The organism is Acinetobacter sp. ANC 5045 (genome assembly GCF_004331005.1).
Lineage (GTDB): Bacteria > Pseudomonadota > Gammaproteobacteria > Pseudomonadales > Moraxellaceae > Acinetobacter > Acinetobacter towneri.
The window spans coordinates 24490-39717 of the sequence record NZ_SJNS01000010.1 but is presented as its reverse complement, the minus strand read 5'-3'; the positions used below and the strand labels follow the sequence as shown (position 1 = coordinate 39717).

The window sequence follows — 15228 nt, the reverse complement described above, 5'->3', positions numbered from 1 at the left end:
TACGTAAAACCGTCAATTCATCGTGCTAGTATAAGCCCCATGTTGTTTAGACCCTAAAGCTATATACATGTTCCAACACGAAATTTCCCAACTCAATTTAGCACAACTGAAAGCTGGCGAAAAACGCTGGATTGGTAATCTACAAGGTTCTGCCGCAGCATTATTATTTAAAGAAATTGGTCAGCAGAATCAGCATTTATTTGTGATTGTCGCGCGCAATCAACAACATTTGGCGCAGTTAGAAAGCGAATTAGAATTTTACGGGGTAAAACCGACTATTTTCCCCGATTGGGAAATTTTGCCTTATGACCGCTTGTCACCGCATCAAGATATTGTGTCGGAGCGTTTGGCGATTTTATCCAATATGCCGCAGCAAGGTGTATTGTTGGTTTCGGCAACCACTTTGGCACAACGTGTTGCACCAACCTCATGGGTGTTAGGCGAGCATTTCGATATTCGTGTTGGGCAAAAGTTTGCTTTGGAACAACAAAAGCAGCGTTTGGTACAAGCAGGCTATCATCTGGTCGATACAGTCTATGATCATGGTGAATTCGCTGTGCGTGGCAGTATTATGGATATTTATGCTTCGGGACAGGAAGCACCCATCCGTATTGATTTATTTGATGATGAAGTTGAAACCTTAAAGTTTTTTGATCCAGAAACGCAGCGTACCACCCAAAGTTTGCAGAATTTTACGGTTTTACCCGCCAAAGAATTTCCATTAAAAGAAGGTCGTGCGATTTTCCGTGACCGCTATGCAGAAAGTTTCCCAACGGCAAACCCGAAAAAGAACCCTGTGTATCAGGATGTGTTAGAAGGCATTGCATCGCCTGGTTTAGAGTTTTATTTTCCGTTATTCTTCACTCAAGCACAGCTTGAAGGTCAAAATACATTACTTTCATACTTACCAAAGCATTGCATTGTCATTACAGATAAGGCGGTGGATGACTGTTTAACTCAATTTTGGAAAGATGTGCTGTATCGTTATGAGGACAGACGTCATAACATCGACCAGCCGATTTTGCCGCCTGAGCAATTATTCCTACAACCAAATCAATTATTAGAACAACTGAATCAATTTGGACGTGTGATTGCATCGCCCGAAGCTTTTGAGCAAAAAGCAGGTGTAGTGAACTTAAGCACACTTGTACCACCACGTTTGGCGGTTGATCCTAAACAAGAACAACCCTTTCATGCCGTTAAGCAATATATTGATGCGGCCAATCATCCTGTTTTATTGGTGGCAGAAAGTGCAGGTCGTCGTGAAACCTTAAAAGATGCGTTGCGTGCCGCTTTGGGTGAAATTCCACAAGTGGAGAGTTTTGAGGCATTTCAGCAGTCTTTACAAGCCATTGCGATTACCAATGCACCTTTAGATCGCGGCTTGGTCATTCAAGATCAATTGAGTGTAATCTCAGAAAATCAGTTGTATGAACATCGTGTGGTGCAGCGCCGTCGTAAACGTCAGCAGGAAGTTTCTGAAGAGTTTTTAATTCGCAGTTTGACCGAGTTAAGCATTGGTGCACCTGTGGTACATATTGATTATGGCGTAGGGCGTTATGCAGGTTTAATTACTTTAAATATTGATGAGCAAGAGCATGAGTTTTTACAACTTGATTATGCCGATGCTGCAAAAGTGTATGTACCTGTTACCAATTTGCATTTAATCAGCCGTTATAGCGGTGGTGATCCAGACCTTGCGCCTTTGCATAAATTAGGCACAGATGCATGGAATAAAGCCAAACGCAAAGCGTTGGAACAAATTCACGATGTGGCAGCAGAATTACTGCATATTCAGGCACGTCGTCAATCTAAACCGGGTTTTGCTTTTGAGTTGGATCATAGTCTTTATATGCAATTTGCCAGTGGCTTTGCTTATGAAGAAACCCTAGACCAAGCCAATGCAATTGAAGCGACTTTACATGACATGCAACTGGCAAAACCAATGGATCGTTTGGTCTGTGGTGATGTTGGTTTTGGTAAAACCGAAGTCGCCATGCGGGCTGCATTTGTCGCGGTACAGAATAATAAACAAGTCGCGGTATTGGTTCCGACCACATTGTTGGCACAACAGCATTATGAATCTTTTAAAGACCGTTTTGCCGACTGGCCTGTGCGTATTGAAGTCTTATCGCGTTTTGGTTCAAGCAAATCTCATCAAAAAACCATTGAAGATTTAGCTGAAGGCAAAGTCGATATTGTGATTGGGACGCACAAAATTCTGCAAGAAAATATTCAGTTCAAGCAGTTGGGTTTAATGATTGTCGATGAAGAACATCGTTTTGGGGTGCGTGACAAAGAACGTATTAAAGCGCTGCGCGCCGATGTGGATATGCTGACTTTAACCGCAACGCCAATTCCACGTACCTTAAATATGGCATTTAGCGGTATGCGCGATTTATCCATTATTGCTACACCACCTGCACGCCGTTTAGCGGTCAAAACCTTTGTGCAAGAGCATACAGGCGATACGGTGAAAGAAGCCATTTTACGTGAATTGTTACGTGGTGGTCAGGTGTATTTCCTGCATAATGAAGTGGAAACCATTGAGCGTAGTGCTGAAACCATTCGTGAATTGGTACCAGAAGCGCGGGTTGCAGTTGCGCATGGGCAAATGCGCGAGCGTGAATTAGAGCAAGTCATGCAGCAGTTTTATCATAAAGAATATAACGTGTTGGTTTGCTCAACCATTATTGAAACAGGGATTGATGTTCCAAATGCCAATACCATTTTAATTGAACGTGCAGATAAACTCGGATTGGCGCAGTTGCACCAACTACGTGGTCGTGTTGGACGTTCGCATCACCAAGCTTATGCGTATTTGCTGGTACCTTCCATTAAGGGCTTAAAAGGCGATGCTGAAAAACGCTTGGATGCGATTCAGCGTGCCTCAACTTTGGGTGCAGGTTTTATGCTGGCAACCGAAGACTTGGAAATTCGTGGTGCGGGCGAATTACTGGGTGAGCAACAAAGCGGTTCAATGCAAGCTATTGGTTATAGCCTGTATATGGAAATGCTGGAAAAAGCCACCAAAGCCATTCAAAAAGGTAAAACCCCTAACTTCGATGCACCATTGTCTTTAACTGCAGAAATCAACCTGCACATGCCTGCTTTAATTCCAGATGATTATTTGGGCGATGTGCATCAGCGCTTATTGTTCTACAAACGCATTAGTAATACCGATACTCAAGAAAAGCTTGATCATATCCGTATGGAGTTGATTGACCGTTTTGGTATTCCACCACAAGCGGTGAAACAATTATTTGCTGTACATCAACTGCGTTTAAAAGCAGAGCAGTTGGGCATCACTAAAATTGATATTGGTACAAATGGCGGTCATATCGAATTTTCACCAGATACACCTGTGCAAGCCATGAGCATCATTCAAATGATGCAAAAACATCCGACCTATTTCCGTATGGATGGTGGACAGCGTTTAAAAGTGATGGTGATGTTGGAGGAAGCTGAAAAGCGGATTAAATTTATTGCCGATCTATTAAACAGCCTGCTAAAAACTTTGCACAGCTGAGTTTAAAAATGCAAATTGATCCAAATATCATATCGGTAAATTTATGAATATTTGCTAAGAAACCTCTGATTCTATAATGAATATTATTCATGATGAATTTGGTTAAAATTGCACTTTATTTACATCGAAACATGATGGGAATCATACTCAGTTCACTAGGGATGTGATAGTATTACCCATCATTACAATTTGCGTCATTTATAAAGATATGTTTAGTTTGCATCCACAACTTGCTCAAGATACTTTTTTTGTAGGCGACTTTCCTCTGTCAACATGTCGTTTAATGAATGATATGCAATTCCCTTGGTTAATTCTAATTCCACGTGTGCCAGGGGTTACAGAACTATACGAATTAAGCCAGGCAGACCAAGAACAATTTTTACGTGAATCTAGCTGGTTATCTAGCCAATTATCACGTGTATTCCGTGCCGATAAAATGAATGTGGCGGCTTTAGGTAATATGGTTCCACAATTGCATTTTCATCACGTCGTGCGTTATCAAAATGATGTGGCTTGGCCTAAACCAGTTTGGGGTACGCCAGCTGTACCATACAGCAATGAAGTTTTGGCTCACATGCGTCAAACCTTGATGCTTGCTCTGCGTGGTCAAGGCGATATGCCATTTGACTGGCGAATGGATTAATTGAAATGAATTGCCACGCAGGATGCGTGGCTTTTTAATCCTAGATTGGAGTAGGCCGCGGTGTTCATGTACAATTGGATGGAAAGAGATCCCAAACAATTCGAATTTCTGCATCGTTTAGTCGGGTATGCAAGTTTATCCCTGATTATGGTGGTCTATCACTACACCTACGCCGATACCAATTATCAAATTTACCTTCCGTTTTTTCTTACTTTTTTATTACTGATAATTCCTAAATTTTCGCGTTGGCTGCAATATAAATATAGTCATCAAGCCAAGCGTAATATCCTGTTTATTATTGATATTGTGGTAGTCGCAGTATGTTTGTCTGCGGTACATCTGAATTTGGTACTTACTTTTGCCGCTTTATTTGCGCTGCTATATACCGCCATTTATATTAAAGTTTCTTTCTTTTTGGTGGCATTGGCATCCTTATTGGCGGTCACAGTTTTTTATTTTTGTAATATTTTTATTTTTGGTTTTAACGAATATTTTGAACAAAGCAGTACCGAACTTACGATTTTAGCCTTTTTATGTATGATCTTTTACTTTGGCATGGGCAGTGCCTATCAGGCACGTCGTATCCGCTATACCACGGCAAAGAAAGACCATTACTACACACAAATGAACCGCTATATGGAATTTGCGAATCAGCTTAGTCGCTATGCACCTTTGCAGTTGTGGCAATCGATTATGAAAGGTGAGTCGGAAGCGAAAATTGAATATAAACGTAAAAAAATGACGATTTTCTTTTCTGATATTCAAGGCTTTACTGAACTTTCTGAAACACTAATTCCAGATGATTTAGCATTCCTGCTCAATGATTATTTAAGCCACATGACCGAAATTGCCAAGCAATATGAAGCGACGGTGGATAAGTTTATGGGTGATGCGATTTTAATTTTCTTTGGTGATCCAAATACGCAAGGTGTTGAACAAGATGCTAAAACTTGTGTAGAGATGGCTATTGCGATGCGTCAGCAAATGAAATTGTTACGCGAACGTTGGGTCAAAATGGGCTATCCGCCTTTACATATTCGTATGGGTATCAGTACAGGATATTGCCACGTTGGGAACTACGGTGCAGCACATCGGATGGCATATACCATTGTTGGGCGTGATGCTAACTTAGCTGCGCGTTTGCAAAGTGCGGCCGAAGTTGATGAAATTTTACTTTCAGATGACACTTATAAACTGATTAAAAATGATTATTTGTGTGCTCCGAAAGCACCGATCTTTTTAAAGGGGATTCAAGGTCCTGTAAAAACTTGGCAAGTGATGGAAAAATATGCGGCCAGCAAGTCGGATTATCAGCGTTGGTTTGACTACGAATATAAAGGTTTTCATTTGTTGCTTAATTTGGATGAAGTGCAGAATTTTGAATATCCTGAGCTAATTACCGTATTAGAAAAAATGATTAAAAGAATTCAAACGCAGCAAAAGCTGACCAACTCACAGGGCATTGTAAAACTTAATCTTGAAGATGAAGTGATTGAACATCCACCTGTTGAAGAAATTGCCAAAACTCATATTCCTGAAAAACACTAAAATTTTTCTTATAATGTAGATCTCGTTTAACTTTTAAATCCTCAAAAATTTTAAATCTAAAGTTGTGCAATAAAAAAAACTGCGCCGTAGCGCAGTTTTTTAGAATTAGCATCATTTTATGATTAATGATTTTCTGAAGCATGGTTAATGGTGTATTTTGGAATTTCGACTTCCAAGTCTTCATTGACCACTTTAACCTGACAAGATAAGCGTGAATCAGGCTCTAAACCCCAAGCACGGTCTAATAAGTCAGCTTCAACATCATCCATTTCTTCTAGGCTGTCAAAGCCTTTACGAACAACAACGTGGCAAGTGGTACATGCACAAGACATATCGCAAGCATGTTCAATTTTAATGCCATTTTCAAGTAAGCTTTCGCATAAGTTGGCATTTTGTTCGACTTCAAACTCAGCACCTTCTGGGCAGAATTGCGCATGTGGAAGTACTTTAATACGTGGCATAATCTTTACCTTAAATTAGTTTGAGTTTGACCAGTCGTCGAGTTTAGTGCCTTTAAGTGCTGTATCAATATGTTGATTCATACGAATTGCAGCAAAAGCATCACTGTGTATTTTAAGCTGTTCAACAGCATGTTCAATGGCTTTAATGTCTTGTCCAGTCAATTCGGCTTCCAACTGCGCTTTGGCAGTATTTAAAGCTTCTAATTGTTCTGGGCTTAATAGTTGTGCATCTACTTTTAAGGCTTGTTGTAAAGCTTCAAGTTCACGTTGTGCTTCAACTTTGGTTTCATGCAAATGACGCAATTGCTTGTCTTCTTCTGCATATTTGAAACCATCTAGCAGCAAACGCTCGGTATCTGCTTCAGATAAACCATAAGATGGCTTGATGTCGATATTTGCAGTCACACCAGAAGTGGTTTCTTTAGCAGAAACACTGAGCAAGCCATCAGCATCGACTTGGAACGTAACTTCAATGCGTGCCTGACCCGCAGTCATTGGTGGAATACCGTGTAGCACAAAACGACCTAAGCTACGACAATGTTCTACCAAATCACGCTCACCTTGTACCACATGAATCAACATGGCAGATTGGCCATCTTGATAAGTGGTAAATTCTTGGCGACGTGCTACAGGAATTGCAGTATTGCGTGAAATTAAGCGTTCCACCAAACCGCCCATGGTTTCTAAACCCAAAGACAGTGGGGTAACGTCTAATAGCAACGAACCATCTTTGCTGTTACCAATTAGTTGATTGGCGGTAATTGATGCACCAATTGCAACCACTTCATCTGGGTTAATTGTGCATAATGGTTCTTGATTAAATACTTCACGAACAGCTTTTTGCACGGCATAAGAACGTGTTGAACCACCAACTAAAACTACATTTTGAATGTCATCTAGGTCAAGTTTGGCATCGCGTAATACACGTTTGCATACACTAATGGTTTTATCTAAAGCAACCTGAATAATACTTTCAAAGTTTGCGCGGTCTAATTGCAGCGTGTGCTCTAACAGTTTTAATTCAACACTTTCTGCATTGCTGAGCGCTTCTTTGGCTTTACGTGCAGACACAATAAAGTGTGCATATTCTGCATCATCTAAACTTTCAATATTCAGCTGTTTTTTTGCCCATTTTACAATCAGACGATCTAAGTCATCACCACCTAAAGCAGTGTGGCCGCCTGTGGCTAAAACTTCAAAAACACCTTGAGAGAAACGTAAAATAGAAACGTCAAACGTACCACCGCCCAAGTCGTAAATCACATAGTTACGGTCTTGAGCCAAGTTGGTGTCTTGATCTAAACCGTAGGCAACCGCTGCTGCAGTCGGTTCATTCAATAAACGCAATACTTTTAAACCTGCAAGCTCGGCAGCGTCACGTGTGGCTTGGCGTTGAGCTTCATCAAAATAAGCAGGAACAGTAATCACTGCACCATTTACAGGGTTTTGTAAGCTGGCTTCTGCGCGGTCTTTGAGTTGTTTAAGTAATTCTGCCGAAATTTCAACAGGTGTTTTACGGCCTTGAGCTGTTTCAAAAGCAGGCATTTGATTGTCTTCACCCACTAACGTGTATGGATGTTGAAATTTAATGTCCGCTTTAGAACGACCCATAAAACGCTTGACTGAAACAATCGTGTTTTTAGGGTCTGTAGTAATAAATGGCGCAGCAGCATTGCCATAATGTGTATTTTGCTCTGCATAATGGACGATAGAAGGCAGTAGCACGCGACCTTGCTCATCATGCAAGACTTTGGCTTTACCAGAAAGAACTGTGGCAACCAATGAATGAGTGGTGCCTAAGTCAATGCCAATCGCAATGCGATGTTCATGCGGTGCACTTGATTGACCTGGTTCTGCAATTTGCAAGAGCGCCATTATGTAAAATCCTTTGCCCGTTAAATATTAAAATACAAACTAAAATTAAAAATCATCGTCTAAATCAAAACTGTCATCATCAAGGAAACGATCTTCAGCTTTGTCTAGGTCAGCCATAACTTTCATGAAAAAGCGTAATTTACGCACAGTGTCACGCGCTTCTGCCCAATCTTCTTCGGCATAGTCAATTTTAAATTCACGGACTAAGCCATCAACCCATTGTTGTACTTCAACCTTTAATGACTGTAAGTCATCGGCACAGTTGGCATCATCCAATTGCTCACGAATTTCCAAGGCATCTTGTAAAAATTCAAAGTCATGGATGGATTGATCGAGATGATAATCTTGCTTTTTCAATGAGAGTAAATATGCAGCACGACTGTCTACCGCAGAGAGTTGTTTAAACGCCTGATTAATTTTACTAGATTTAATCAAGGCTTGATCTTTGTCTTCGGCTTTGTCGGGGTGATATTGCTGCTGTAGCTTTAAAAATTCAGCTTTTAAAGTAGCGAAATCAATATCGAGTGCAACAGGAAGATTAAACAACTCAAAATGATTCATGGGAGATGGAATCCGCAATTAGTGTGCAAAATTGGCTGCATAAATGCAATTAAAACAGTGTATTGTACACTGTTTTAAGCTAAAAAGAGGGAGGTGGCGTTATACCGTGAACGATTCACCGCAGCCACATTCACCTTTTTTATTGGGGTTGTTAAACTCGAAACCTTCGTTTAAACCATTTTTGACATAGTCCATTTCCATGCCATCTAGGTAAACTAGGCTTTTCGGATCAACGAAAACTTTAACACCAAACTGTTCAAACATTTGGTCGTGCGTATCGACTTCATCTACAAATTCGAGTACATAAGCCAAACCAGAACAGCCTGAAGTTTTCACACCAACGCGAATACCTTGACCCTTACCGCGATTCTTTAAGTAATTGCTGATATGAGTTGCAGCATTTTCAGTTAAATTGATCATGAAAACTCCGTTTATTTTTCCACAAAACTTAGCAAATTAAGCTTTGGTCTTTTTGCTGCGATAGTCTTCTACAGCAGCTTTAATTGCATCTTCTGCCAATACAGAGCAGTGTACTTTCACTGGTGGAAGGGCAAGTTCGGTAGCAATATCAATGTTCTTGATCGCTTGTGCTTCATCTAAAGTTTTACCTTTAAGCCACTCAGTAACCAAAGAACTAGAAGCAATGGCAGAACCACAACCATAAGTTTTGAAACGTGCTTCTTCAATCACGCCTTCGTCATTCACTTGAATTTGCAGACGCATTACATCGCCACATGCAGGTGCGCCCACCATACCTGTACCAACGTTTTCAGCATTTTTGTCTAAAACGCCAACATTACGAGGGTTTTCGTAATGATCAATTACTTTATCGCTATAAGCCATGTCGCTTCTCCAAACCTCGGGGTCAGCCTTAATATAAATATGGGGGTGAAATTACCTTTATCAATCTAATGGCTTCCTGTCAAAGCCATTAGATTTGGGATGAATTAGTGTTCAGTCCATTCTACTTTAGAAAGGTCAATCCCTTCTTTATACATATCCCAAAGCGGTGAAAGTTCACGTAACTTTTCAACAGCAGCTTTAGTCACAGTTAGGACATGATCAATATCTTCTTCAGTGGTGTATTTACCAAAACTGAAACGAATTGAGCTGTGTGCAAGTTCGTCTGAAAGACCTAGTGCACGTAATACATAAGATGGCTCTAAAGTCGCTGAAGTACACGCAGAACCTGAAGATACTGCAGCATCTTTAAGAGACATCATTAAAGATTCACCTTCAACAAAGTTGAAGCTGACGTTTAAATAGTTGGCTACGTTTAGTGTTGGGTGACCATTCAGGAAAACTTGTTCCATGGTGTTCAAGCCATTCCAAAGTTTGTCGCGCAATACACGTAAACGGGCTTGTTCAGAAGCCAAGTTTTTGCCTGCAAGTTCAAATGCTTCGCCCATACCTACAATTTGGTGGGTTGCAAGTGTGCCTGAACGCATGCCACGCTCATGACCGCCACCATGCATTTGTGCTTTTAAGCGTACGCGTGGACTGCGGCGTACAAATAGCGCACCAATACCTTTAGGGCCATAGATTTTGTGTGCAGAGAAGCTCATTAAGTCTACTTTTAAGGTAGATAAATCAATTTCTACCTTACCTGCAGCTTGCGCAGCATCAACGTGGAAGAAGATTTTTTTGGCACGGGTGATTTCGCCAATTGCAGCGACATCGGTAATCGTACCAATTTCGTTATTGACCATCATCAACGACACTAAAATTGTGTCTGGACGAATTGCCGCTTCAACCATTTCAGGTGTAATTAAACCTGTTTGTGGTTGTGGCTCTAAGTACGTGATTTCAAAACCTTCAGATTCAAGCTCACGGCAGGTATCTAAAATGGCTTTGTGTTCAATTTTAGAGGTAATAATGTGTTTGCCTTTAGACGAATAGAATTGTGCTACGCCTTTAAGTGCAAGGTTATCTGATTCTGTTGCACCAGAAGTCCACACGATTTCACGTGGGTCTGCTTTGATCAAGTTCGCAACTTGTTCACGTGCATATTCAACTTTTTCTTCTGCTTGCCAGCCATAAGCGTGCGAACGAGAAGCGGCATTACCGAAAGTCCCATCAAAAGTCAGGCACTCCATCATGCGTTCTGCAACTTGAGGATCTACAGGAGTGGTTGCTGCGTAGTCAAGATAAATTGGACGTTTCATGTCAAATACCTGTAACCGATAACAGAGCTGAATCAAACGGTGCTGTGTTCTGGCGAATGGCAACAGTTTGTACGTTGTCACGCGCAACTAAATCAGCAAGTGAGATTTTAGCGAGATAGTCGGCAATATGATGGGAGAGTTCCTGCCATAAGTCGTGAGTCAAGCACATTGCACCATTTTGACAGTTGCCTTTATGGTCGCAACGCGTTGCATCAACAGTTTCGTTTACGGCTTCAATGATTTCTAGCACAGTGATTTCATTTGCACTACGTGCTAAATGGTAACCACCGTTAGCACCGCGAACACTAGACACTAAGCCGTGGCGCTTAAGTTTTGCGAATAACTGCTCAAGATAAGCAACAGAAATAGTTTGACGGGCTGCAATTTCAGCAAGCGTGATCGTTTGTTCAGTTGGCTGCAAAGCTAAATCAAGTAGAGCAGTCACTGCGTAGCGACCGCGAGTTGTTAAGCGCATGATTCGATACACATGATTAGACTAGATATGGGTATTGTATGAATCCCGACTAAATTAGTCAAGTATTTTATTATGATATCGTGCGCAAGGATTTACGCTGTTTTTATTGATATTTTAATGCGTTTAAACGATCCATAAATTATACACTAATAACGTAATTAATAATACTGTTATTACTCCAAAGGCGATGTTAATGCGCTTTTGACGACGTTCAATCCGACGAATACGGTTTTTATGCTGTTTAAGCTCAACTTGTAGGGTGTTGATCTTAGAGCGTTGTTCATCAATTTTGTCTAAAAGTGGGGCAATGCGCTTTTTAGAACCAATCACTTCTTGTTCTTGCGGTGCTTCTTTCAGCCATTGTTTCCAGTCAGCTAAAACTTTGGGTGCACTAAAATGCAAAATTAGATCACGAAACTCATCTTTAAGGGTAATGTCACCATCTATACGCATGTGTTTAATACTGCGACGATTACCTAAAATAAAGATTTTAAATAAATCTATGAGGGTGGTGCGCACATCTAAATCGACAGCTTGTTCAGGTGCTTTGCTGTCAAATAAGATGCCGTTTGGATTGAATTCCACGTAAATGTCGAAATAAGGAATATAGCTATTAATTTTAATGGTGATTTTCTGGTCGACAAACTTTTTAGCCTGCAAAGCGACCACACGATCATGTTTTAGAATAAAGCTAAAAATTGTTTCCAGCACAATCATGAGCATGGTCAGCAACAAATGTGGATTACTTTGTCTTTGTTGCGAATCACTCATAAAATCAAGTCCCTAAATCTAAAGTTGAATTCCTTGTTTTGCGCTTCGTTGAGAATACATTCTAAGAAGCGCAGCGAATAATCTTGCTTTGTAGAACAGTTTAGCAAAACGATCAAGTATTTAATTTGCTATTATGAAAGCATTTTGTAGGTTTATTACATTTATGTGCGCATAAAATAAGCAGGAGAGAGGTTCATGGAAAAAACGACGGATAGCGTAGAAGAGCATTTGCTTGAATCAGAAACCACATTGAAAAATAAAGATAAATTACGCTCAGGACGTAAATCATCACTCGATTTTCGTAAATATACCAAGCAAATTTGGCTAGCAGGTTTAGGTGCATTTTCACGCGCAGAAGAAGAAGGCAATAAATTGTTTGACTCTCTGGTCAAGGTGGGTGAGGAATTAGAATCTAAAACTACAGAAATTGCCGATCAAACAGTTGAAAAAGTGTCTGAAAAAGCCAAAGAGTCGGTCATTGATACTAAAGATAAAGTTGAGCGTTTAATTGACCATAGCGTCAATCATTCTTTAAATAGAATTGGCTTGGTGACAGCAAAAGACCTACAACATTTGGAGCAATTGGTACTGCAATTACATGCCAAAGTCGATGCGTTGATTGAAGAAAATAAACAATTAAAAGAAGATGTCGCGAAAAAGTAATTCTGTGCAAAGGGGGCTTAAAGTATGTTGCTTTATTATACATCGGGTATTTTAGGGCAAAACTGAATAGAGGCTAATAGTTCCATCGTTTTACCATTTATTTTGCATAAAAGCGTGCAGGGAGTATTGCTTTTACCCTCAAAGCATTGCTATAAAGGCGTTACGGTAATTTAAATTAAATCTCTGGACCTTAAATAAACGATATTAAGAGGACGTAATTTTCATGAATAAATCAGAATTAATCGATGCAATTGCAGAGAAAGGGGGATTGTCTAAGACTGATGCAGGTAAGGCCTTAGACGCAACAATTGCTTCTATTACTGAAGCGCTTAAAGCGGGTGATACTGTAACCCTCGTTGGTTTTGGTACATTTAATGTGAAAGAGCGTGCTGCTCGCACAGGTCGTAACCCACAAACAGGTGCTACACTTGAAATTAAAGCAAGCAAAGTACCAAGCTTTAAAGCGGGTAAAGGTTTAAAAGATTCAGTAGCATAATCTTTTAAAATGCCAAGAAAGCGCGCCAATTGGCGCGTTTTTTATTAATAATGTCAATAAACGGCTTCAACGCATTCATTCGTTGAGGGTTTTCAGTTAAAATCTCGCACAAATAAAATATTGGAATACTTATGGAATCTTTTCGTAAAGTTATTAAGGGTTGGTTGGGCAAAGTTTTGCTCGTCTTGTTCTTGACCCCTTTAGCACTTGTAGGTATTGAAGGATATTTTAGTGGAGGTCAGTCTGAAGACACTGCACAAACAGTCAATGGTCAGCAAATTTCAAAACGAGAATTAGATAATCTGACCAATTCCTTGAAAGAACAATACTTGGCCTATACCAATGGTGATGAAACACTATTGAATCAAAATTATATTCAAAACAAAGCCAAAGATACGTTGGTTGCACGTACCTTGTTATTACAACAAGCTGAGAAATTAGGGATTTCTTTGAGCGATGCACAAATTGAACAAATGATTGCACAGCAACCGAATTTCCAACAAGATGGCAAGTTTTCTGAAAGCTTGTATGCGAACTATCTGCAATCTGTAGGCATGACCAATCAGGCGCTTGTGGCAAATTTACGCCAAGACCATGCGTTAAAAATGCTGAGTGCTAGCTTTACCGATTATGCTTTAGTTAGCCCGTCTGATATTCAGCAAATTGCCAATTTACAAACCCAGCAACGTACTTTGCATTTATCTAGCATTAAGTTAGATGACTACAAGAAAAACATCACCACAAATGCACAAGAGATTGCTGCGTATTATGAACAGCACGCCAATGCCTTTAAACAGGTTGCTAGCGTTGATGTCGATTACATTGTGGTGACTCCAGCCAATATTGCACCTGCAAATACGGCTGTCACTGACGCAGAGTTACAACAGGCTTATCAAAAGTTTGTCGAAACTCAAAAAGGTGCTGCTGTACCGACAGTGAAACATATTTTAATCACCACCGATGCGCGTGATGATGCCGCAGCTAAAAAACTTGCAGAGCAAGCCGCAGCTGAAATTAAGCAAGGTACAAGCTTTACTGCAGCTGCACAAAAGTATTCGGATGATCCTGAGTCTAAAGCCAAAGGTGGTGAGGTTGCAGGTTATGAAGCAGGCGTATTTGGCGATGCCTTTGACAAAGCCGTGGGTAGCTTAAAATCTGGTGAAGTATCACAGCCGATTAAAACTCAATATGGCTATCATGTGATTCAAACAGAAGGTGCTACAGTTCAAGTCCCTGCGTTTGAAACTCAAAAAGCACGTTTAATGGCAGAGTTGCAAAAAGCCAAAACTGAAAATGCGTATACCGATACCATCAACAGCTTAAATGAATTGGTGGTGAGTAGTGATGCTTTAGATGTTGTGGCAGAAGAAGTGAAAACGGCCAAAGTCGAATCTGTTAATGGTTTAACTTTGGCGGCGCAGCATCCTGTTTTAAGCCAGCCATCTGTCAAAGTTAAATTGTTTAATGATGATGTGAAAAATGGCGATCGCAACGCATCGAGTAACATTACTTTAGCCAATGGCGATGTGGTATGGGTGAAAGTGCGTAATTACCATGCCGCAGGTGTGCAAACTTTAGAAGAAGCAACACCCCGCGTAAAAGCTAAACTGATTGAGAAAAAAGCCTTTGATGCAGCGAAAAAAGATATTCAAGCTGCGTTGGATGCCTTTAAAACTCAACCTGCAGCGACCGTTTTGGCGAAAAACCAAATCCGTTTTGAAAATGCAGGCACATTCACCCGTGCAGATGGTTTGTTAAAGCGTGAAATTGAACGTGCTGCATTTAGTGTGCTTGCGCCTAAAGATGGTATGTGGTCAGTAACAACAGCATCTATACCAAATGAATTAGTGGTGGTAGCTGTATCAAATGTAAACGATACTACATCGAATGCTTTAACGCCTGAGCAACTGAAAGAGTTAGCGCAGTTGTATCAACAATTACGTGCTCAACAAGAGCTAGATGACTATACGCAATATTTGAAATCGAAAGCGAAAATCAAATAAGTGATGAACATCTACAAAAAAACCAGCAAATTTTCTGG

14 protein-coding genes are annotated in these 15228 nt (G+C 40.4%); 6 read left to right on the top strand and 8 right to left on the bottom strand.

Going from position 1 to position 15228, the window contains the following annotated elements; translation table 11 throughout:
• Positions 1-67: 67 nt before the first annotated feature.
• The 3 genes from mfd (at position 68) to E0H79_RS09270 (ending at position 5720) form a co-directional block, all read left to right on the top strand.
• Positions 68-3529, top strand: coding sequence for a transcription-repair coupling factor (mfd, locus tag E0H79_RS09280; protein WP_131261457.1), 3462 nt, complete (start codon positions 68-70; stop codon positions 3527-3529).
• 208 nt (positions 3530-3737) lie between these two features.
• Positions 3738-4172, top strand: coding sequence for an HIT domain-containing protein (locus E0H79_RS09275; RefSeq protein WP_004976660.1), 435 nt, complete (start codon positions 3738-3740; stop codon positions 4170-4172).
• A gap of 66 nt (positions 4173-4238) precedes the next feature.
• A complete protein-coding gene (locus tag E0H79_RS09270) occupies positions 4239-5720 on the top strand; it encodes an adenylate/guanylate cyclase domain-containing protein (protein ID WP_004976658.1) in 1482 nt (493 codons plus the stop codon).
• A 122-nt stretch (positions 5721-5842) separates the two neighbouring features.
• Here the strand turns inward: E0H79_RS09270 and fdx are convergent, their stop codons facing one another.
• From fdx to E0H79_RS09230, 8 genes are all read right to left on the bottom strand, one after another.
• Positions 5843-6181 (bottom strand): ISC system 2Fe-2S type ferredoxin, encoded by a 339-nt coding sequence (fdx, locus tag E0H79_RS09265; RefSeq protein ID WP_004976656.1) that lies wholly within the window; start codon positions 6179-6181, stop codon positions 5843-5845.
• A gap of 15 nt (positions 6182-6196) precedes the next feature.
• Entirely contained in the window at positions 6197-8056 is a 1860-nt protein-coding gene (hscA, locus tag E0H79_RS09260; protein WP_004976654.1) for a Fe-S protein assembly chaperone HscA, read from the bottom strand.
• Between the two features lie 45 nt (positions 8057-8101).
• Positions 8102-8617 (bottom strand): Fe-S protein assembly co-chaperone HscB, encoded by a 516-nt coding sequence (gene hscB / locus E0H79_RS09255; RefSeq protein ID WP_004976652.1) that lies wholly within the window; start codon positions 8615-8617, stop codon positions 8102-8104.
• 99 nt (positions 8618-8716) lie between these two features.
• The gene (gene iscA / locus E0H79_RS09250) at positions 8717-9037 is read right to left on the bottom strand and encodes an iron-sulfur cluster assembly protein IscA (protein WP_004976650.1); all 321 of its coding nucleotides are present in this window, start codon (positions 9035-9037) and stop codon (positions 8717-8719) included.
• Positions 9038-9073: 36 nt separating this feature from the next.
• Positions 9074-9460, bottom strand: a complete 387-nt coding sequence (gene iscU, locus E0H79_RS09245; protein WP_004976649.1) for a Fe-S cluster assembly scaffold IscU — start codon at positions 9458-9460, stop codon at positions 9074-9076.
• 104 nt (positions 9461-9564) lie between these two features.
• The gene (locus tag E0H79_RS09240) at positions 9565-10782 is read right to left on the bottom strand and encodes an IscS subfamily cysteine desulfurase (RefSeq protein WP_004976647.1); all 1218 of its coding nucleotides are present in this window, start codon (positions 10780-10782) and stop codon (positions 9565-9567) included.
• A gap of 1 nt (position 10783) precedes the next feature.
• Positions 10784-11257: an Rrf2 family transcriptional regulator gene (locus tag E0H79_RS09235; RefSeq protein WP_004976645.1), complete on the bottom strand. Its 474-nt coding sequence runs from the start codon at positions 11255-11257 to the stop codon at positions 10784-10786.
• Positions 11258-11380: 123 nt separating this feature from the next.
• Positions 11381-12028 carry a hypothetical protein gene (locus E0H79_RS09230; RefSeq protein WP_104851923.1) on the bottom strand — a complete coding sequence of 216 codons (648 nt, stop codon included), beginning with the start codon at positions 12026-12028 and terminating at the stop codon, positions 11381-11383.
• A gap of 195 nt (positions 12029-12223) precedes the next feature.
• Between E0H79_RS09230 and E0H79_RS09225 the strand changes: the two genes are divergently transcribed.
• The 3 genes from E0H79_RS09225 (at position 12224) to E0H79_RS09215 (ending at position 15190) form a co-directional block, all read left to right on the top strand.
• Positions 12224-12691 carry a phasin family protein gene (locus E0H79_RS09225; protein ID WP_004976642.1) on the top strand — a complete coding sequence of 156 codons (468 nt, stop codon included), beginning with the start codon at positions 12224-12226 and terminating at the stop codon, positions 12689-12691.
• Positions 12692-12914: 223 nt separating this feature from the next.
• Entirely contained in the window at positions 12915-13187 is a 273-nt protein-coding gene (locus tag E0H79_RS09220) for an HU family DNA-binding protein (protein ID WP_004976639.1), read from the top strand.
• A gap of 131 nt (positions 13188-13318) precedes the next feature.
• On the top strand, positions 13319-15190 hold the full coding sequence (locus tag E0H79_RS09215) for a SurA N-terminal domain-containing protein (RefSeq protein ID WP_131261456.1): 1872 nt from the start codon (positions 13319-13321) through the stop codon (positions 15188-15190).
• The last annotated feature ends 38 nt before the right edge of the window (positions 15191-15228 follow it).

Excerpts from the sequence above, each read along its gene's own strand:
- mfd (WP_131261457.1), top strand. The coding sequence starts at position 68 with ATGTTCCAACACGAAATTTCCCAACTCAATTTAGCACAACTGAAAGCT.
- E0H79_RS09275 (WP_004976660.1), top strand. The coding sequence starts at position 3,738 with ATGTTTAGTTTGCATCCACAACTTGCTCAAGATACTTTTTTTGTAGGC.
- E0H79_RS09270 (WP_004976658.1), top strand. The coding sequence starts at position 4,239 with ATGTACAATTGGATGGAAAGAGATCCCAAACAATTCGAATTTCTGCAT.
- fdx (WP_004976656.1), bottom strand. The coding sequence starts at position 6,181 with ATGCCACGTATTAAAGTACTTCCACATGCGCAATTCTGCCCAGAAGGT.
- hscA (WP_004976654.1), bottom strand. The coding sequence starts at position 8,056 with ATGGCGCTCTTGCAAATTGCAGAACCAGGTCAATCAAGTGCACCGCAT.
- hscB (WP_004976652.1), bottom strand. The coding sequence starts at position 8,617 with ATGAATCATTTTGAGTTGTTTAATCTTCCTGTTGCACTCGATATTGAT.
- iscA (WP_004976650.1), bottom strand. The coding sequence starts at position 9,037 with ATGATCAATTTAACTGAAAATGCTGCAACTCATATCAGCAATTACTTA.
- iscU (WP_004976649.1), bottom strand. The coding sequence starts at position 9,460 with ATGGCTTATAGCGATAAAGTAATTGATCATTACGAAAACCCTCGTAAT.
- E0H79_RS09240 (WP_004976647.1), bottom strand. The coding sequence starts at position 10,782 with ATGAAACGTCCAATTTATCTTGACTACGCAGCAACCACTCCTGTAGAT.
- E0H79_RS09235 (WP_004976645.1), bottom strand. The coding sequence starts at position 11,257 with ATGCGCTTAACAACTCGCGGTCGCTACGCAGTGACTGCTCTACTTGAT.
- E0H79_RS09230 (WP_104851923.1), bottom strand. The coding sequence starts at position 12,028 with ATGAGTGATTCGCAACAAAGACAAAGTAATCCACATTTGTTGCTGACC.
- E0H79_RS09225 (WP_004976642.1), top strand. The coding sequence starts at position 12,224 with ATGGAAAAAACGACGGATAGCGTAGAAGAGCATTTGCTTGAATCAGAA.
- E0H79_RS09220 (WP_004976639.1), top strand. The coding sequence starts at position 12,915 with ATGAATAAATCAGAATTAATCGATGCAATTGCAGAGAAAGGGGGATTG.
- E0H79_RS09215 (WP_131261456.1), top strand. The coding sequence starts at position 13,319 with ATGGAATCTTTTCGTAAAGTTATTAAGGGTTGGTTGGGCAAAGTTTTG.